This is a genomic window from Bacillus sp. YH3-2-B2 (assembly GCF_053663335.1).
In genome coordinates, this window is record NZ_JBSJQE010000002.1 from 491,196 (window position 1) to 509,422 (window position 18,227).

At 47.5% G+C, this 18,227-nt stretch carries 17 protein-coding genes; 6 read left to right on the forward strand and 11 right to left on the reverse strand.

The features are described from left to right. Positions 1-4 precede the first annotated feature (4 nt). The 8 genes from rbsC to ACWJJX_RS07515 all read right to left on the reverse strand — a co-directional run bounded on the left by rbsC (position 5) and on the right by ACWJJX_RS07515 (position 8,498). Complete coding sequence (gene rbsC / locus ACWJJX_RS07480; RefSeq protein WP_003151325.1) at positions 5-976, reverse strand: ribose ABC transporter permease RbsC; 972 nt, start codon at positions 974-976, stop codon at positions 5-7. Next, on the reverse strand, positions 966-2,459 hold the full coding sequence (locus tag ACWJJX_RS07485) for a sugar ABC transporter ATP-binding protein (protein WP_454022857.1): 1,494 nt from the start codon (positions 2,457-2,459) through the stop codon (positions 966-968). Before ACWJJX_RS07485 ends, rbsC begins: the two co-directional genes overlap by 11 nt. 16 nt (positions 2,460-2,475) lie before the next feature. Continuing rightward, positions 2,476-2,871, reverse strand: coding sequence for a D-ribose pyranase (rbsD, locus tag ACWJJX_RS07490; protein ID WP_014305955.1), 396 nt, complete (start codon positions 2,869-2,871; stop codon positions 2,476-2,478). Next, entirely contained in the window at positions 2,868-3,749 is an 882-nt protein-coding gene (rbsK, locus tag ACWJJX_RS07495; protein WP_454022858.1) for a ribokinase, read from the reverse strand. The genes rbsD and rbsK overlap by 4 nt, the downstream gene beginning before the upstream one ends. Further along, positions 3,742-4,731 carry a LacI family DNA-binding transcriptional regulator gene (locus tag ACWJJX_RS07500; RefSeq protein WP_146284010.1) on the reverse strand — a complete coding sequence of 330 codons (990 nt, stop codon included), beginning with the start codon at positions 4,729-4,731 and terminating at the stop codon, positions 3,742-3,744. Before ACWJJX_RS07500 ends, rbsK begins: the two co-directional genes overlap by 8 nt. A 93-nt stretch (positions 4,732-4,824) precedes the next feature. Continuing rightward, positions 4,825-5,958 carry a Ger(x)C family spore germination protein gene (locus tag ACWJJX_RS07505; RefSeq protein WP_146284011.1) on the reverse strand — a complete coding sequence of 378 codons (1,134 nt, stop codon included), beginning with the start codon at positions 5,956-5,958 and terminating at the stop codon, positions 4,825-4,827. Continuing rightward, positions 5,948-7,039, reverse strand: coding sequence for a GerAB/ArcD/ProY family transporter (locus ACWJJX_RS07510; protein WP_454022859.1), 1,092 nt, complete (start codon positions 7,037-7,039; stop codon positions 5,948-5,950). Before ACWJJX_RS07510 ends, ACWJJX_RS07505 begins: the two co-directional genes overlap by 11 nt. Next, complete coding sequence (locus ACWJJX_RS07515) at positions 7,029-8,498, reverse strand: spore germination protein (RefSeq protein WP_146275662.1); 1,470 nt, start codon at positions 8,496-8,498, stop codon at positions 7,029-7,031. Before ACWJJX_RS07515 ends, ACWJJX_RS07510 begins: the two co-directional genes overlap by 11 nt. A 730-nt stretch (positions 8,499-9,228) precedes the next feature. Between ACWJJX_RS07515 and pgsB the strand changes: the two genes are divergently transcribed. From pgsB to ACWJJX_RS07540, 5 genes are all read left to right on the forward strand, one after another. After that, on the forward strand, positions 9,229-10,410 hold the full coding sequence (pgsB, locus tag ACWJJX_RS07520; protein WP_003151337.1) for a poly-gamma-glutamate synthase PgsB: 1,182 nt from the start codon (positions 9,229-9,231) through the stop codon (positions 10,408-10,410). Between the two features lie 14 nt (positions 10,411-10,424). Next, entirely contained in the window at positions 10,425-10,874 is a 450-nt protein-coding gene (pgsC, locus tag ACWJJX_RS07525; RefSeq protein ID WP_003151340.1) for a poly-gamma-glutamate biosynthesis protein PgsC, read from the forward strand. A gap of 18 nt (positions 10,875-10,892) precedes the next feature. Further along, complete coding sequence (locus ACWJJX_RS07530) at positions 10,893-12,041, forward strand: CapA family protein (protein WP_017418784.1); 1,149 nt, start codon at positions 10,893-10,895, stop codon at positions 12,039-12,041. 7 nt (positions 12,042-12,048) lie between these two features. Beyond that, the gene (locus ACWJJX_RS07535) at positions 12,049-12,210 is read left to right on the forward strand and encodes a hypothetical protein (RefSeq protein ID WP_003151344.1); all 162 of its coding nucleotides are present in this window, start codon (positions 12,049-12,051) and stop codon (positions 12,208-12,210) included. A 150-nt stretch (positions 12,211-12,360) separates the two neighbouring features. Then, on the forward strand, positions 12,361-13,596 hold the full coding sequence (locus tag ACWJJX_RS07540; RefSeq protein ID WP_454022860.1) for a C40 family peptidase: 1,236 nt from the start codon (positions 12,361-12,363) through the stop codon (positions 13,594-13,596). A gap of 38 nt (positions 13,597-13,634) precedes the next feature. Here ACWJJX_RS07540 and ACWJJX_RS07545 read toward each other — a convergent pair whose 3' ends face one another. The 3 genes from ACWJJX_RS07545 to ACWJJX_RS07555 all read right to left on the reverse strand — a co-directional run bounded on the left by ACWJJX_RS07545 (position 13,635) and on the right by ACWJJX_RS07555 (position 16,464). Then, positions 13,635-14,360: a sunset domain-containing protein gene (locus ACWJJX_RS07545; RefSeq protein WP_454022861.1), complete on the reverse strand. Its 726-nt coding sequence runs from the start codon at positions 14,358-14,360 to the stop codon at positions 13,635-13,637. Between the two features lie 105 nt (positions 14,361-14,465). After that, complete coding sequence (locus tag ACWJJX_RS07550) at positions 14,466-15,323, reverse strand: Cof-type HAD-IIB family hydrolase (protein ID WP_454022862.1); 858 nt, start codon at positions 15,321-15,323, stop codon at positions 14,466-14,468. A gap of 154 nt (positions 15,324-15,477) precedes the next feature. Further along, positions 15,478-16,464, reverse strand: coding sequence for an LCP family protein (locus ACWJJX_RS07555; RefSeq protein WP_003151348.1), 987 nt, complete (start codon positions 16,462-16,464; stop codon positions 15,478-15,480). 304 nt (positions 16,465-16,768) lie between these two features. Here ACWJJX_RS07555 and ACWJJX_RS07560 point away from each other — a divergent pair, with 304 nt between their 5' ends. Beyond that, a complete protein-coding gene (locus ACWJJX_RS07560; protein WP_038460090.1) occupies positions 16,769-18,145 on the forward strand; it encodes a sugar porter family MFS transporter in 1,377 nt (458 codons plus the stop codon). Positions 18,146-18,227: the final 82 nt, after the last annotated feature.

Here is an 18,227-nt window from a genome sequence, read left to right on the forward strand (position 1 = left end):
CCTACTATGCCGATTTTTTGCGGTCCAGCAGCACCGCGATTAAAATGACGATTCCTTTGACGACGAGCTGATAAAAAGATGATACGCCGAGAAGGTTCAAGCCGTTGTTCAGTGTACCGATAATCAAAACCCCGATCAGCGTACCGATGATGCGCCCTCGACCGCCGGACAGGCTCGTTCCGCCGAGAACGACCGCTGCGATGGCGTCCAGCTCGTATGATTCCCCGGCCGTCGGCTGTGCGGAATTTAAGCGTGATGTCAGAATCGCTCCCGCCAGCGCCGATAATAAACCTGTCAGAGAATAGATCATGATCTTGATGCGGGGCACTTTGATTCCCGATATCAGCGCCGCTTTCTCATTGCCGCCGATGGCGTATGTCCGGCGGCCGAACGGTGTTTTGTGCAGAAGAACCCACAGGGCCGCAAATGCAATCAGCATCGTAATGGCAGGTACGGGGATGCCGAGAAAATAACCGCGCCCGAATAATTGAAATGCGTAATTTGTACCGAGCCCCGTAATCGGATTTCCGTCCGTATAGACGAGGGTCAGTCCGCGAAAGACGGTCATTGTCGCCAAAGTGGCGATGAACGGCGCCATTTTTCCTTTTGTGATTAATAATCCGTTTATCATGCCGAGTACGGCGCCGATCACGCAGCCGATGATGACGGCTAAGATCGGGTCGATGCCTGATACCATCATACCTGCGACCAATGCGCTCGATAAGGCGAGGATGGCTCCGACAGAGAGATCAATGCCTCCCGTTAAAATGACAAACGTCATTCCGAATGCAATCAGAGCGTTAATCGCAACCTGCCGAAGAAGATTGAGAATATTGAGGGGTTCAAGAAAACTCGGGTTTAAAACGGAAACGATCAGCACAAGAATCAGTAAGCCGAGAAACGGACCGAGTTTTTGCGTGAAGGTGTGAATGGAAAATCGCTTTTGTTCAGTTGATGTCATTGGTTCAGTTTTCATACTGCTGCCCTCCCGTGGCAAGTGTCATGATGTGTTCTTGTGTTGCGTCTGCCGTATTGATTTCTCCGCTGATGCGCCCTTCGTGGACGACGATGATTCTGTCACTCATACCGAGAATTTCCGGCAGCTCGGAAGACACCATGATGATGGCGACTCCGCGATCGGTCAGTTCATTCATTAATGAATAGATTTCCCTTTTCGCGCCTACGTCGACGCCTCTTGTCGGTTCATCAAGGATGAGGACTTTCGGGCCGATTCCGATCCATTTGGCGATGACGACTTTTTGCTGATTTCCTCCTGATAAATGCCGGGCGGCGGTTTCCGGAGATGCAGTCTTAATGGTCAGACGCTTGATGAGCAGCTTAACGAACTCCGCCTCGCGTTTTCGGTCAATGATGCCTTTCTGAGAGAAGCTGGTCAGGTTCGGCAATGAGATATTTTCACGAATGGACGTATCCAGCAGCAGCCCTTCATCTTTGCGGTTCTCCGTAATCAGGCCGAGTCCCTTGCGGATGGCATCGTACGGACCCCGAATGCCGGTTTTTCGGCCGGAAATCCAGATCTCTCCGGAATCGAGCCGGTCAATTCCGAACAGCGCCCTCATGATTTCTGTCCGTCCGGCACCCATTAAGCCGGAAACGCCGAGGATTTCTCCGGCGCTCACATGGAAACTGATCTGTGAAAAGCTTCCTTTTTTTGAGGCGTTTTTCACTTCGAGCACCTTATCGCCGAGTGACGGCGTGCGGGTCGGATACCGATCGGTCAGCTCCCGCCCGACCATTTTTTTGACCACTTCATCAAAAGTAGTATCTTTCATATGCGCCGTATCGACAGTGAGGCCGTCCCGCATAATGGTGATCCGGTCGCAAATCGAAAATATCTCTTCCATTCGGTGCGAAATATAGACAATGGATACGCCGTCCCGCTTTAACGCCGTCATCACGTCAAACAGTTTGCTGATTTCCCGTTCGGTCAGCGCCGCGGTCGGTTCGTCCATAATAATGACTTCGGCGTTTGTCATCAGCGCTTTGGCAATCTCAATCATCTGCTGCTGGCCGACGGAACATTGTCCGGCTTCCCGGTCAAGAGGAAGAGAGACTCCCAGTTTTTCAAGCTGTGATTTTACTAGCGCTTTCATTTTCTTCGTTTCCAAAACGCCGAACGCCGTCGTCAGCTCTTTGCCGATAAAAAGGTTTTCAAGCACCGTCATGTCCGGCCATATATTCAGTTCCTGATGGATAAAGGCGATTCCGTGTTTTTCGGCTTCCTTTGGATTGGAGAAGCTCATATTTGTTCCGTTTATCGTAATGTTTCCCTTGTCGAGCCGGTAGAGCCCGGTGAGCAGATTCATTAACGTCGATTTGCCCGCTCCGTTTTCTCCCATTAAAGCGTGGATTTCTCCCGGCAGAAGCTCAAATGAGACGCCGGAGAGCACTTGGTTTTTGCCGAATGCTTTATGAATGTCTGTCATGCCGATGTGCATGCTGGATCCCTTCTTTCTAGAAAATCACACCCGCCTGCAGGATGCAGTTGGCGTATGGTGTCATTTCACCCGTTCGGATGACGGCTTTTGCTTTCTGTGTGAGCCGTTTGAATTCCGAGTGGGACATGTACTCGATCGTCTGCGCTGAGAAATGGCTTTCTATGAAACTTGCATTCTCAGGATTTTCGTCTTTGATCTCGGAGGCGGCCATCACCTTTTCGACGGCCATCTCCCCGGCTACCAGGCTGGTCACATCCCGAAAGGCGGGAATGCCCGCCGTTAAGGACAAATCAATTTTAGGGACGCCGTCAGGGACGGGGAGACCCGCATCGGCGATCGCGATGAGGTCTGTATGCCCGAGATCGGCTAATACTTTGGCAATGTGGCTGTTTAACATTCCGTGTTTTTTCATGACAGCAGCTCCTCAACTTCTTTTCTGACCGGCATCCCGCCTTGGGCGCCGAAGTGCTGCACGGACAGGGAGGCGGCGCGGTTGGCGAACAGGAGCGCTTGCTCGATGTCCCGTCCTTCCGCGAGTGCGACGGCAAGTGCCGCATTAAAGGTATCGCCGGCTCCCGTCGTGTCGACCGCTTCTGCAGGGGAGCCGGGAACAAGCCGTTCCGCGGTGCCGTCTGAGTAGCGTACGCCTTGTTTTCCTTCGGTAATGAACAGTTTGCCGGGATAGCCGGCGAGCGCTTCTTCTTTCGTCCGGTCAGGAAATAAAATGGATGCTTCATGTTCGTTCGGCGTAAGATATGCGGCATTCTCAATTGTCGATTGTTTCAGCGGCCGGGCCGGCGCGGGATTCAGGATAACCGGAATTTGCTGCGCGCGGCAGTAGCTGCACACTTCTTCAACGGTTTCTTCAGGAATCTCCTGCTGGATCAGCACGATATCAATGCCGGGAAGTTTTGCCAGCGCACTTTTGGCATAATCGGGGGAGATGTCATCGTTTGCGCCTTTTACGACGACGATGCTGTTGTCTCCTTCTGCGAGCACAATATGAGCCGTTCCGCTTTTTTTGTGTGTAACCGTTTCCATATAGTCCGTATTGACACCGTTTGCCTTCAGGTTTTCAATAATCGCTTTTCCGTAGCTGTCACTTCCAGCTTTTCCTACCATATATACGTTCGCGCCAAGGCGGGAAGCGGCTACGGCCTGGTTTGCGCCTTTTCCCCCGGGCACGGTTTGAAAGTCTGTGCCCAGTACGGTTTCCCCGGCTTTCGGACGCCGTTCGGATGTGACGACCAGATCCATAGAACAGCTTCCGATAACACAAATTTCACTCATGGTGATCATCCTTTCTCGTCGTTTGTCTTCTTATATAAGTCACGGGCATTTGAATGGCCGTCTCTTTCGGCGGCTCTTTCTTTATCAATTGCAACAGCAGGTTTGCCGCTTGTTTTCCCATCTCATATGCAGGCTGGCGGATGGTTGAAAGCGGCGGAAACAAAAGCCTGCTCTGCGGAATATCGTCGTATCCGATGATCTGAATCTCCTCCGGAACTTTTTTGCCGAGCCGCAGCGCCTCATGGAGGACGGCAGCCGCCGCAATATCGTTGCTGGCAATGACTCCGTCGGTTTCCGGGTATGCTGCAAACAATTTTTCTGCTAAAACGGCGGCATCCTTGATAGAAAATGAAGCGGCGGAGATGACATTGAACTGCGCGCCCGCTTTTTGCAGCACATCAAGTGCGCCGTTAAAACGTTCCTGAGCGGTCGGAAGGTGGCCTGGGCCTTTGACAAGCGTGATGCTTGTGCTTTTGCCGCGAAGCATTTCCTCAGCCGCCCGTTTTCCGCCTGCCCGCCCGTCACTGAATACGGATGGGGCGCCTTCTTTTGTCCGGTCCAGAAATACGACCGGGTAAAGGCTGCCGCTGTATTCGGGAAGGTCGGGGTAATGGGTGGCCGCCAAAATACCGGCAACTTGATTTTGTTTAAATGTTTGCAGGTAGTCGAGTTCTTTTTCCAATTCTTCATCGCTGTTGCCGATGATCAGCCGGTATCCTTCCCGCTGCAGCTCGTCTTCAGCGCCGCGGGCAAGCTGCGGGAAAAAGGGGTTCGTAATATCCGGAAGCAAAAGCCCGACCAGTCTGGATTCTCTTTTATAAAGAGAGCGGGCAACTTCATTCGGATAATAATTCAGCTTCTCCATGGCAAGCATGACCTTCGTTCGTGTATCTTCATGCACGTAGCCGTTGTCATTGAGGACACGCGAGACCGTGGCAACAGAGACGCCGGCAGCGGCTGCGACATCTTTAATCGTTGCCAACAAACACTCCTCCTTCATTTATGTAACCGTTTACACAAAAAGAGTACCACGAATCATTTCGATTGGCAACAAAAAAAGAGACCGGGGTCTCTTTTAGTTCACGATGCCGATTTGCGAGATATTCACTTTGATATCAGGGATTATCTCGATGGAAGGGTAGGCCTCACGCCAATTGAGCCGCTTGCCCCGCTCATAATAATGGGTTTGATATTTCCGGCCGATGCCGAGGATATCCGAGTTGTGCTCCTGAATATGGCTGATCACCGATCTGGCCTGGCTGTTCAAATTTGCTGATGCTTGTTTGTTCATTTGGTTGATTGCCGTATAAGAATTCAGCTTGTCCTTCGGATATTCCAAGACGCGTGCGTTCAGCTTTAAACGGATTTTCACTTTTATATGCTGCGGATCTGTATCTATAAATACAATCTTTCGCATGGCATCCGTGATGCCGAGAGAAAGATAATTTTCAATATCCATTTTGTATTTGTCCCACAGCTTCAGATTAATATTAGCCGATTTATTAAATTGCCCGCTTAAAAGGGTCAGGAGGGTCGAATCCTGACCGAGCACCTCAGTCACTTTCCGCTGGCCGCTGAACAGGGCAGAACCCTCTACCTTTATCGTCTGTCCGTTAATCGATAAATAAGGAAGGGCGAAATCCTTATCAGCCGTCAGCATGCTTGAACGGATGGATTGCAAATTTTCCATGCTGATATTTGATTCCGCATTAGCGCTTGTTAATAAATTCGTTAAATACTTGCTGACGATCAATTTCTGCCGGACGATCAGCTTCAGCACTTCAATCGCCTCGCCGTCTTTTACAACCGCCGGATGAGCGAGAAGCGGACTTTTCGGATCTCTGTAAAAGACATCGAGATAAGGAAAAAGCGGTTTTTCCGCCATTTTCTCACCGATTAATAAGACTCTTTGCTTGGACGTGTCAATGCGCTGGTCGACAAGCTTATCCAATTGAAACCGCGCTTCACGGATGGTGTGCCCGGAAGCGCTGAGCACCGTCGTAATGAATGAGCCGCCCGTTTCCTGTTCCGCCTGTGAGGACTGAACCTTCCGATAGGTGATGGCGATTTTATTTTTACCGTCCTGATCAACATCAAGGCTTGCGGTCAGCACGAGAGAAATATCTTTCAGCAAATTTTGATCCCAGCAGCCGGCAAGTGTCAGGCTTGCGCACATGAGACTGATAAGAACCGCTTTTTTAATGCGCATGGCGGACACCCTTTTTGCGTACAAGGACAATCAATACCATAAACAACGGAAACAAATACACAAACACAATATCGGAAATGCGGAAAAACTGATCCAGCTGCTGTATCGTTTTATCTGTGCTTGTGGCCCAAATAGACAGAAGGAAGACGAGCAGGGCCGGCGGATAAACAAACCGGCTGTGATCTTTTTGATTGAACAGCTTGGCGATGCCGGTGCTTGCCAAGTAAAACACGTTGGCCAGCGTTGAAAAGACGGTCACGAACCAAAACGTCAAAAAGAGCAGATCCGTCCGTTCGATAATTCTGAATGAAACGGTTTTTAACAGGTACAGCACAGGCTCCGGGATCATTTTTATTTCTTCGGGGCTGATGGTGACAAAGCAAGTAAGGGTGATATACAGGTAATAAAGGATAATCAAGCCGTTTGAAATCGTCAGTATTTTGTAGCGCTGGCTGACGGTGCAGTTGATTAGGGGCCCGATCACAAGCGCCGCCTGAAAGCCGGTAATGCTGACAAGTGTTTGCTGCACCCCGGTCAGCATGTCTTTTGCGGTTCCGTGAAAAATCGGCATAATGTATGTGATATCGGCTTTTCCCAGCGTGTATAAAAGCGGCAGAGAGATCAGCAGCAAAAACGGCGTTAAAATAAAGCTGAACCTCGCGATCGCATTCAGCGAGGCTTGGGCGATATAGACAGAACCGAGGATCAGCATTAAGCTGATCACCCAATTCGGAGTCTGAGGGAGCACCCAGATATCCAATATCCGTGTAAATACAGAAAGAATGAGCGTGCAGAGAAACGCGAAATATAAAATATACAGCACCTGCACCCCTTTGCCGGCAAGTGTTCCGAACACCTCTTCCAGCATTTCGTACAGGTTCAGCTTCGGAAACCGGTGGAATAATATCATATACAGGCTGAATGTAAGCTGGACGAGCAATCCGGTAAGCAGAATGGAAATCCACCCGCTGCTTCCCGATTTCATCATCAGTAAATGGGGCAGCGCCAAAATGCCGATGCTGATCTGCGTCTGATTAATGAAAAACACGCCTTGAAGCCGGCTTATTTTTTTAGGCTTCATCTTTTCTCCACCCCCGAACGTGTTTCATCTGCTTTGAGTCTTGCGGTCTCAAATAAAAAGGCCTTCTTTTAATAAACCAAGCCGGCAGCCGGATAAATGCATCCTTTAAGTCGCTGAAATGAAACGGCGTCAGAGATGATAAATACGGAACGCCGAGGGATTCAAGCTTGCACAGGTTCATCAGAATAAGTCCGAAGCCGAGTCCGATGCCGATAAAACCGAACGAGGATGCCAGAAACATAAGCGGAAATCTGAGCGTTCGAATGGACGTGCTCATTTCATATGAAGGAAGCACAAAAGAAGAAACAGCCGTAACGGCTACGACGATAATCATCATATTAGAAATGAGTCCCGCCTGAACGACCGCGTCACCGATCACGAGACCGCCGACAATGCCGATCGTCTGACTGATCGGTTTCGGCAGCCTGATACCGGCTTCGCGGATCAGTTCAATGGTAATCTCCATAATCATGGCTTCTATCAGCGGAGGGAAGGGAATATCAACTATCGAATTTTTCATGGTGATAATCAGATCGTTGGGAATGACTTCAAAATGAAACGCAATCAGCGCGATATAAAAAGCGGGCAGCGTAATCGCGATCATAAAAGCGGAAAATCTCAGCACTCTCAAAAAACTGGCGGAAATCCACCTCGTGCTGTAGTCATCCGGCGATTGAAAAAAAGAAAAGAACGTGATCGGGGCAATCAGGGCCGACGGGCTCCCATCCATCATGATCAGCACACAGCCTTCCATCACGCATGCTTTTGCTTTATCCGGCCGTTCCGTATGAACGATCTGCGGAAAAATGGAAAACGAATTATCTTCTATTGATTCCTCGATAATTCCGGGCGCAAGCACGCTGTCTATACGCAGGTATGACAGGCGCCGCTTCACTTCCTCCACAATCTCCGGATTGGCGATATTCTCAACAAAGATAACCGCAACCTTTGATTTGGCTCTTTCCCCGATATCCATATAATGAACGGAGAGATGGCGGTCCTGTATGTGAAACCGCAGCTGATGAATGTTCGTTTCCAAACTTTCCACAAACCCGTCATGGGCGCCGCGGACGATACTTTCAGATTCGGGTTCCATAATGGAACGCAGCGGATTCTGCCCGACGGAAAACAGTTTCGCTTTCCTTGACGCATCGCTGAGAAAAACAACCTGGCCTGCCAAAATCCCGTCAATGAGTTTTCTGGTTTCATCCGTTTCCGCACTGCTGACGGCATTCATCGTTTCCTCAAGCGGACCGTTCTGCAGGGTGTCGCTTAACAGAAACTCATTCAGCTTCTGTTCTTCTATCATTTGTTCAATATAAAAGAAAGCGGTATGACGGTCCTGCAGTTTGATCCTTCGTATTTTAAAATCGCCGCAAACACACATCAGCTCCTGCATTTCCCGTACAGCCGATTCAAAATCGCCGGGAATCCGTTTGTTTTGTTTATCCGCAGACATCAGACCGCCTCCTTTCCCGGTTATCTGTAGTTTTCAGCGGGTATTCCTTTTTTATGCATTTTATAAAATAGAGGAGTTTCTCGATGTTTTACCAAGAACTTCACAATTATGGATGAATATTTCTTGAACGAATATAAAGATTTATTAAAATTATTTCAAAAGAGTGATAAATGTCCTGTAAATGCTTTAAAAGGAGATAGGCTTTCCGCATATAAAATGTGTATTTCTTGTAAACACTCCGGACCCGTCTTTTTCTGTCACGTACCAGTCATTCCGCTAGTTATTTTGGAATGGGACTGAAAGCAGGATACGGGGGAAAAATGAATGACTTTAAGACCTTATCCTTAACAAAACAGGCAGTCTGCACACAGCGGACATAGAGTCCCGAAACGTATGCGCAGTGCGGAAAACGCTGATATAACAGGCTGTAAAAGATGGATTATCATTACATCTTTTTCTTCCGGAACGTGTATAGTCCCATTGGTCCAAATGAATTTCTGTGCGGAAATGTAAACGCATTCATTTTTCTTTTGAAAAATTGAAGTAAGGTTGAAGTCCTGCCTATTCCCAAAAAAAGCAATTCGATCATAGGAAGAATAGCGTCACTAATAGAGAAGTTTGGCTCAGTGAAAGCGGGAAGATTATGTTACATAATGCCGATTGAGAATTCATAGTGAAGCTATATACTGATGAATGAATTTATCAATACAGAAGGAGATGTCAAAAATCAATGTGGTTACTCATTATAGCCTGTGCTGCCGTACTAATCATCGGAATCATTGAAAAAAGGCGGCATCAGAAGAATATCGATGCTCTGCCAGTACGCGTCAATATTAATGGTATCCGCGGAAAGTCAACCGTAACGAGGCTGACGACCGGAATACTGATGGAGGCGGGCTACAAAACAGTCGGAAAAACGACGGGAACAGATGCAAGGATGATCTATTGGGATACACCTGAGGAGAAACCGATCAAACGGAAACCGCAGGGCCCGAATATCGGCGAGCAAAAAGAAGTAATGAAGGAAACCGTAGAACGGGGCGCCAATGCCATTGTCAGTGAATGTATGGCGGTAAACCCGGATTATCAGATTATCTTTCAGGAAGAACTCCTTCAAGCCAACATCGGCGTCATCGTGAATGTGCTTGAAGACCATATGGATGTCATGGGGCCGACGCTTGATGAAATCGCTGAAGCTTTTACCGCGACGATACCGTATAACGGTCACCTTGTCATTACAGACAGTGAATACACAGACTTCTTTAAAGAAAAAGCCGCAGAGCGGAATACCGAGGTCATTATTGCGGATAACTCTAAAATTACAGATGAATACCTTCGAAAATTTGAATATATGGTCTTTCCTGATAACGCTTCCCTGGCGCTCGGCGTTGCCCAGGCTCTTGGGATAGATGAAGAAACGGCGTTTAAAGGAATGCTGAACGCGCCGCCTGATCCTGGCGCCATGAGAATCCTGCCGCTGCTCAGCACGAAGGAGCCCGGTCATTTCGTAAACGGCTTTGCCGCAAATGATGCATCTTCTACTTTGAATATATGGAAACGTGTAAAGGAAATCGGCTACCCGACAGATGAACCGATCGTCATCATGAACTGCCGCGCCGACCGTGTGGACAGAACGATTCAGTTCGCAAACGACGTGCTTCCGTACATTAAAACGAAGGAACTCATACTCATCGGCGAAACGACGGAACCGATCGTCAGAGCTTATGAAGAAGGCAAGATTCCTGCCGATACACTGCACGATCTGGAATATAAATCAACAGACGAAATCATGGACGTGCTGAAAACAAGAATGCAAAACCGTGTCATATATGGCGTCGGCAATATCCACGGTTCAGCGGAACCATTAATTGAAAAAATCCAAGAGTATAAGGTGAAACAGCTCGTTAGCTAGGAGGAAAAGGATAAATGTTCGGATCAGATTTATACATTTCACTTATTTTAGGCGTGTTAATCAGTTTAATTTTCGCGGAAAAAACAGGTATCGTACCTGCCGGTTTAGTCGTGCCGGGTTATTTAGGGCTCGTTTTTAACCAGCCGGTCTTTATTTTACTCGTATTGTTAGTGAGTCTTCTTACATACGTGATCGTCAAATACGGTTTATCCAGATTTATGATTTTGTACGGACGCAGAAAATTCGCAGCTATGCTGATAACGGGAATCTGCTTAAAAATCGCCCTTGATTTTCTTTACCCGATCGTACCGTTTGAGATATCAGAATTCCGCGGAATCGGTATCATCGTACCGGGTCTGATCGCCAATACCATTCAGAAACAGGGATTAACGATTACATTCGCCAGCACGCTGTTCTTAAGCGGCGCAACTTTTGCCATTATGTTTGCTTACTACTTAATCTAATGTAAGGTGTGTCAAACGATGAAAAAACAATTAAGCTTTCAAGAAAAACTGCTGAAGCTGACCAAACAGCAGAAAAAGAAGACCAATCTTCACGTTTTTATCGCGCTGCCGATCGTCTTTTGCCTGATGTTCGTCTGCATCCTGACAGGGAAGGCGGAAACGCCGAGTGTGAAAAGAAATGCCGATGACCTTGTATCAGCTTCATTCGTCGGAGATATTATGATGGGCCGGAATGTCGAGAAAGTGACAAAGCATAAAGGCACGGAGAGTGTCTTCCGTTACGCAAAGCCATTCTTCGAAGCATCCGACTATGTGTCGGGGAACTTTGAAAACCCGGTTACATATAAAAAGAACTACAAAGAAGCAGAAAAAAATATCCACCTTCAGTCAAACAAAGATGCCGTAAAAGTATTGAAGGACATGAATTTCACCGTTCTCACGGCAGCCAACAACCATGCGATGGATTACGGCCCTCAAGGAATGCGGGATACGGTTGAAGAGTTTTCAAAGCAAAATCTTGAACTTGTCGGAGCGGGCCTCACGCTGAAGGAAGCCGAGCAGAACATTTCTTATCAAGATGTAAACGGAATCAAAATCGCAACACTGGGTTTCACTGATGTTTCCGGAAAAGGCTTTGCAGCTAAACGAAATGCGCCGGGTGTGCTTCCGGCCGATCCAGAGCTGTTTATTCCGATGATTTCTAAAGCCAAAAAGAAAGCAGATCTTGTCATTGTTCAAACACACTGGGGACAGGAATACGATAATGATCCGAATGACAGACAGCGCCAATTGGCAAGAGCAATGTCAGATGCCGGAGCGGATATTATCGTCGGACACCATCCGCACGTGCTGGAACCGATCGAAATGTACCACGGCACCGTTATTTTCTACAGCCTGGGCAACTTCGTATTTGACCAGGGGTGGACAAGAACGAGAGACACGGCGCTTGTTCAATATCATCTGCAGAAAAACGGCACGGGACGCTTTGAAGTCACGCCGATGAACATTCATGAAGCAACGCCTGCACCGGTTAAAAAAGGCAGCATCAATCATAAAACGATCGTACGTGAACTGACGAAAGAATCGAATTTCAAGTGGAGCGTCAAGGATGGAAAATTAACGTTTGATGTGGATCACAGCGATATCTTAAAAAAGAAAGCGGAGTGAAAAACAAATGAAAATCATTAAAGCGGGATGGCCGTTTGCCGCGATCATTATGGTATTTATGTTTATGTCTGCGTTTAAATACAATGATCAGCTCACAGATCAGGAAAAACAAAAAATTGACACGGAAATGCAAAAAATTCAGCAAGAGGACACAGCGGGCGCAAAATAAGCGCATGATTCCGCTTGCCGGCATATTGTTTGTTCCGAATCCAGTAAAGAATGCCCATATCGGGCATTCTTTTTTTTTGTGCTCTCCTAAACATTTGTTAAAAGTTACCGATGTAAAAACTACTAAAAATGAGGAGAGTGAATAGAAAACATGCTCACAAGCTGGAGGAAGTACATCCTTGCCGGCCTTATGATTTGTCTTGTGGCACCTGCAGTAACGAGAACGGAAATTGCCGAAGCGGATTCTCAAGTTTCTGTCCTGATCGTTTCAGACGCGCAAAAACTTGTCGGAAATAAATATGTTTACGGAGGCGAAGAGCCTGAGGACGGTTTTGATCCGTCCGGATTGATGCATTATCTTTTCAGCAGGCAGAACATCCATCTGCCGAGAACGGTCATTGATCAATGGAAAGTCGGAGCCGCCGTCAAAGAAAATGACCTTTTACCGGGAGATCTTGTGTTTTTCAAAAAGTCGGATTCAACACAAAATACGCCTGTCCATGACGGTCTGTATATCGGAAACGGAGAGATGATACACAGTTCTCCGTCAGAAGGCGTAACCGTCACACGCTTTCAAAAAAGCAGTTATTGGATGAATTTATATCTTGGCGCAAAGCGGATGACAAAAGATCCGGAACTGGCTGATGATCCGATCGTTCAGGAGGCAGCCCGTTACCTCGACATTCCGTATGTATTCGGCGGAAGCACGCCCGAGGCGGGATTCGACTGTTCGGGTCTGGTCCAATATGTTTTTGAAAACAAGCTTCACATTTACCTGCCGAGATCTGCGGAACAGCAGTGGCTGGTCGGTGAGAAAATCAAGCTGAGCGACATAAAGCCCGGGGACGTGATTTATTTCAGCGATACGTATAAAAAAGGAATTTCCCATGCGGGCATTTATGCGGGAGAGGGAAGGTTCATCCAAGCAAGCCGCTCCGAAAAAGTTACCATTTCTTACTTGGCGGAAGATTATTGGAAAAAACATTTCACAGGGGTGCGCCGATTCAGCAATTTAGCCATTTCTAAAGACAATCCCGTTGTGTCCACAGCGGCCGATCATATCGGAATTTCTTATCTGAAAGGCGGCGCTTCACCGGAAACCGGCTTTGATACGGCGGGATTTGTTCAATACATCTATCAAAAAGCGAAAGGAATCAGCCTGCCGCGTTATGCCGACAAGCAGATGCAGGCGGGCGTTCCGGTCGATAAACAAGATCTGAAGCCCGGCGATCTGGTCTTCTTTAAAGCGGAAAGCCTGAATCCGGCCATTTATATCGGGAACGGACAAGTGATTCATGTCACCGTGTCTGCAGGCGTTACCATCACAAATATGAACACAAGCGCTTATTGGAAGGACAAATATGCGGGCGGCATCCGGCTTCCGTAAAAAAAGACGTCAGAGAGTGTCTCTGACGTCTTTTTCTTTTACCGTTTCGGCGCTCTGTATCCGGCCGCTACCGCATCCTCTACAGAACAGAACATTTCCGCGGGATCTGTCGTCCGGTCGTAGTATGTACTTCCCGGTGTGTGATAAATGCCGTTCCGGCTGCCTTTAATGTCGCATCCCTGTGAGGTGCCGGCTGCTTTCGTTTCGGCATGTCCGCCGGAGGAAGGGGCGTTGTTTTGCGCCGTTTCCGCATTTTCGGATGTTTTTGTTTCTGCATTCTGCCGCTTTAAAGTTTTATTTTCTGACTGAAGCGTTTCAGCGGTCTTTTCGAGCTTCTTTTGTGAATTTTTTAATTTCTCGTTATCTTGTTTGAGTGATTTGTTTGTTTTTTTCAGCTCGCTTATCTCTTGGCTGAGTTTGCTGAGTTTTTCTTCATTGCCGGCTTCCGCTTCGGATTTCTCCTTTTCGGCTGCGGAACTGATGCTTTCATATTTTTTCTCAAGCGCCTGGTGTTCCTTCGTCAATTTTTGATAAGCCGTATCAAGGGTGCTGTATTTCTCCTCTGCCTTCACGGCCGAGGCGTCCGGCTCTGCAAGGGAGGCGCCGGTCAGAAGCAGGATAAATCCGCCGATGAGAAGGGGCCAAAACAGCTTTTTTGAAAAATGTTTTTCTTTTTTTGCCGCTTTGCATATGAGATGAAACATTCCGTATCCGACTGCACAGAGAAAAGCTAAAAATCCTATAATAGCGATTGCATTTGACATCATGAAACTCCTTTTTTCTTTATCTTACAATTTATTTTCATTTTTGGGAATTTCTTTTTTGGGAAACGTGAAAAGCCAGGCCGTGAAAGACCTGGCTTTTACCTTTTATTGCCCGTTGTCGAGAAGCCGGTTGATGAAATATGCGACGCCGTTTTCATCGTTGCTTTTTGTAATATACGTGCTTTTTTCCTTCAGTTCATCAATCGCATTGCCCATGGCGATGCGGTTTCCCGCCGCTTCAAACATGGAGAAATCATTCGGGCTGTCGCCGATGGCGTAAATATCCTGTTTTTCAATTCCGTACAGTGAGGCAAGCTCCGTCAGAGCACGTCCCTTTCCGGAACCGGCAGGGAGGATTTCGATAATGTGTTTTCCGGAAGATGTCTGGGATAATTTCGGATGATGTGTAATTTCTTCTTTGGCGTTTCTCAGTTTTTCCATATCAAAAGAGAAACAAAGAAGCTTGTAAACATGTTCGTCTCCGTGAAAAATCGCCTGTATATCCTGTACGGGTTTAATGCCGAATTGTTTGAACTGCGTCTTTGCGCCCTCCCATAATGTCTGAATATCTTCCTTAGGGTTGGCGCTTTTCAGAATGTCCAGTTCTGCCTGCAGTTTGGACTCGCCGTCAAACGGGGACAGCAGATGATCATCTGTATAGACCTCAAAGTAAATGTCTTTGTCCGTTAAATAAGCGGCGATATCCTTCCCGGCCTGCTGATCCATTAAGAGCCGGCTGACGAGGCGGTATCCTTTGTCATGGACTGTCCCGCCGTTTGCCGCAATGATCGGAATATCCAAATCCTTTAAGAGCGCTTTTACATCAAACGTGGCTCTGCCCGTGCAGATGGCCACGAGAATGCCCGCTTCATCCGCTCTTTGTAAAGCCGCTCTGTTTTCCGGAGAAATCACACTGTCCGAATTCAGTAATGTGCCGTCTAAGTCAATGGCTATCAATTTCATATGTATGGATGCCCTCCTTAAAAATAAAGCTGCTTCATGTAGTATGTTCAGCTTTGTGCGAAATCAGCAGAAAGCCGTCAGTTAAAAGGCTATACCTTCATGTCCTTTTTTTCAACAGAAAAACGGCGGGATTTGCTAATCCCGCCGTGACATCTTACGCGTCTAAATCATTTTTTAATTTCGTTTTTACTTCTTGAAGGTTTTCCTCATTCAGCTTGAAGTAATAAATATTTTTGCCGTACTGAGGAGTGTAAATGTAGCTGTCTGAACCTGTCAGCTGCAAAGAATTCACCGATTTCAGCGATGTGATAAACGGGAACAGACCGATGGCGTCATTAAGAGATAAGTTCATTTTCAAGTTTTTCCCTAAGCTGTCGACGATATCGTCATACGATGGGATCGAGCTTAACGATTTAGATTTTTTAATAATGGCGCTCAGCACTTCCATCTGTCTTTGTCCGCGCATCAGATCGGTGTCCGCTTTGCGTGTTCTTACATAAGCCAGTGCCTGCTCACCGTCAAGCGTCTGGACGCCCGGCTTCAGCACGACTTTTCCTTTTGTATCGACTTTAATACGATCGGCAATTTTCTGGCTTTTCACGTTTACCGTAACGCCGTTCAACTCATTGACGACATCGCGGAACGCGTCGAAGTTGCTCTCAACCACATAATCTACCGGAATATCAAACATGTTTTCTACTGTTTTATAAGTTAAATTATAACCGCCGTAAGCATGTGCGTGCGCGAATTTGTCATAGCCGTGACCCGGAATGTTGACATAGGAATCCCGCGGAATGCTGAGCATCGTCGCTGTTTTCTTTTTCCGGTTGAAGGTGACGAGCACATTGGCGTCACTTCTTGCGTCATCTACTGATTCGCCCTTATTGTCACGGGCGTCTATTCCTAAAAGCAATACGGTGAAAGAATCCTTCTTCGGGTCAAATTCTTTGATCCGTTTTACGGACTGGTCGCCGCGGTCAAGGCTGACGTGCGCTTCTTTGGTTGCATTATTCAATTTCACAAATGCGTAGGTGCCGACGGAACCGGCGATCACCAATAAGAAAGCGGCGAATACCAGTACAAATTTCACCCATTTTCTGAGGCGTCTTTTCTTTTTTCTGCGTTGAGATCGTTCTTCCATATCATTACCTCTCGTTTCTATTCTTTGTGAAGCGTACCATAATTGTTGACTTGGAGCAACTCTGCAAATGAGAAAATTCTAAATCTTTCTCTCTATTTCGACAACATCTACTGTTATTTTTGCATCAGGTTCACATTATATTGGACGGCAGGAAGCGGGAAATGTTTCGGCGCTTTGTAAAAAATAATCAGTAAAATAATGGATATTAACGGTGCGGAAGGTTTGAAACGATCGGAAACAGGCAAAAGAAGCAGTAGAACAATTCCGCGCGGATACAGCGTTGGATGAAGGGAGTCTATATAACATGAAAAGCATACACTCGAATAAATGGCTCTATTTTTTCGGCGCACTCGGCGGCGCGTTATACGGATATGATACCGGAGTCATTTCCGGAGCTATTTTGTTTATGAAAAAAGAACTGGGACTGAACGCCTTTACAGAAGGCCTCGTCGTCAGTTCGTTATTGGCGGGGGCGATTCTCGGATCGGGATTCGCCGGCAAACTGACCGACCGGTTCGGCAGGCGGAAGGCCATCATGGGAGCGGCGCTGCTGTTTTGTATAGGCGGATTAGGAGTCGCTTTTGCCCCGAATACAGAGGTGATGGTTCTTTTCCGGATTATTCTCGGACTGGCTGTCGGAACATCTACAACGATCGTCCCGCTCTATTTATCGGAGCTGGCTCCGAAGCATAAACGGGGGGCGCTTTCTTCGCTGAATCAGCTGATGATTACGGTCGGAATCCTCGTTTCTTATATCGTGAACTATATATTTGCCGATGCAGGCGCTTGGCGCTGGATGCTTGGACTTGCGGTTGTGCCGTCAGTCATTCTGCTGATCGGAATCTTATTTATGCCGGAAAGCCCGCGCTGGCTGTTTACGATCGGCAAAGAAGAGAAAGCAAGAGAAATCCTTTCATCATTGCGGGGAACGAAGAATATTGACGATGAGATTGATCAGATGAAAGAAGCGGAAAAGGAAAACGAAGGCGGTTTGAAAGAATTGTTTGAGCCGTGGGTGAGACCCGCGCTGATTGCCGGCCTCGGACTTGCCTTTTTGCAGCAATTCATCGGGACAAATACAATTATTTATTACGCACCGAAAACATTTACCAGTGTCGGGTTCGGCAATTCCGCGTCTATATTGGGAACGGTCGGAATCGGCGCCGTCAATGTCATCATGACGCTTGCGGCTATTAAAGTCATTGATAAGATCGGCCGGAAGCCGCTGCTGCTGGCCGGAAATGCGGGCATGGTCATCAGTCTGCTCGTATTGGCCGCGGTCAATCTTTTCTTTGAACATTCAGCAGCCGCATCATGGACAACGGTGATTTGTTTAGGCCTGTTTATCATTGTGTTTGCGGTCAGCTGGGGGCCTGCCGTGTGGGTCATGCTTCCTGAATTATTCCCGCTGCATGTCCGGGGTATCGGGACGGGTGTCTCCACTTTGATGCTGCATGCCGGAACATTGATTGTCTCATTAACCTATCCGATGTTAATGGAAGCAGTCGGCATCAGCTATTTATTTCTCATTTATGCCGCGATCGGGATACTGGCATTCCTGTTCGTCTGGTTTAAAGTGACCGAGACGAAGGGGAAAAGCCTTGAAGAAATTGAGCAGGATCTGAAAAGCCGTAACGGAGGCTCGGGATCAGAATCAAATCGGCGGACAGTTCATCCGTAATATTCAGTTTTAGGGGGGCGGTTATTCACCGGCCCCTCAAAACGGATGCCGAGCGGGCGCCCGGTCACATAAATGACGGGGA

Bases quoted from the DNA above. Each gene is read 5' to 3' on its own strand.
- rbsC (WP_003151325.1), bottom strand. From the start codon at position 976: ATGAAAACTGAACCAATGACATCAACTGAACAAAAGCGATTTTCCATT.
- ACWJJX_RS07485 (WP_454022857.1), bottom strand. From the start codon at position 2,459: ATGCACATCGGCATGACAGACATTCATAAAGCATTCGGCAAAAACCAA.
- rbsD (WP_014305955.1), bottom strand. From the start codon at position 2,871: ATGAAAAAACACGGAATGTTAAACAGCCACATTGCCAAAGTATTAGCC.
- rbsK (WP_454022858.1), bottom strand. From the start codon at position 3,749: ATGAGTGAAATTTGTGTTATCGGAAGCTGTTCTATGGATCTGGTCGTC.
- ACWJJX_RS07505 (WP_146284011.1), bottom strand. From the start codon at position 5,958: ATGCGCATTAAAAAAGCGGTTCTTATCAGTCTCATGTGCGCAAGCCTG.
- ACWJJX_RS07510 (WP_454022859.1), bottom strand. From the start codon at position 7,039: ATGAAGCCTAAAAAAATAAGCCGGCTTCAAGGCGTGTTTTTCATTAAT.
- ACWJJX_RS07515 (WP_146275662.1), bottom strand. From the start codon at position 8,498: ATGTCTGCGGATAAACAAAACAAACGGATTCCCGGCGATTTTGAATCG.
- pgsB (WP_003151337.1), top strand. From the start codon at position 9,229: ATGTGGTTACTCATTATAGCCTGTGCTGCCGTACTAATCATCGGAATC.
- pgsC (WP_003151340.1), top strand. From the start codon at position 10,425: ATGTTCGGATCAGATTTATACATTTCACTTATTTTAGGCGTGTTAATC.
- ACWJJX_RS07530 (WP_017418784.1), top strand. From the start codon at position 10,893: ATGAAAAAACAATTAAGCTTTCAAGAAAAACTGCTGAAGCTGACCAAA.
- ACWJJX_RS07535 (WP_003151344.1), top strand. From the start codon at position 12,049: ATGAAAATCATTAAAGCGGGATGGCCGTTTGCCGCGATCATTATGGTA.
- ACWJJX_RS07540 (WP_454022860.1), top strand. From the start codon at position 12,361: ATGCTCACAAGCTGGAGGAAGTACATCCTTGCCGGCCTTATGATTTGT.
- ACWJJX_RS07545 (WP_454022861.1), bottom strand. From the start codon at position 14,360: ATGTCAAATGCAATCGCTATTATAGGATTTTTAGCTTTTCTCTGTGCA.
- ACWJJX_RS07550 (WP_454022862.1), bottom strand. From the start codon at position 15,323: ATGAAATTGATAGCCATTGACTTAGACGGCACATTACTGAATTCGGAC.
- ACWJJX_RS07555 (WP_003151348.1), bottom strand. From the start codon at position 16,464: ATGGAAGAACGATCTCAACGCAGAAAAAAGAAAAGACGCCTCAGAAAA.
- ACWJJX_RS07560 (WP_038460090.1), top strand. From the start codon at position 16,769: ATGAAAAGCATACACTCGAATAAATGGCTCTATTTTTTCGGCGCACTC.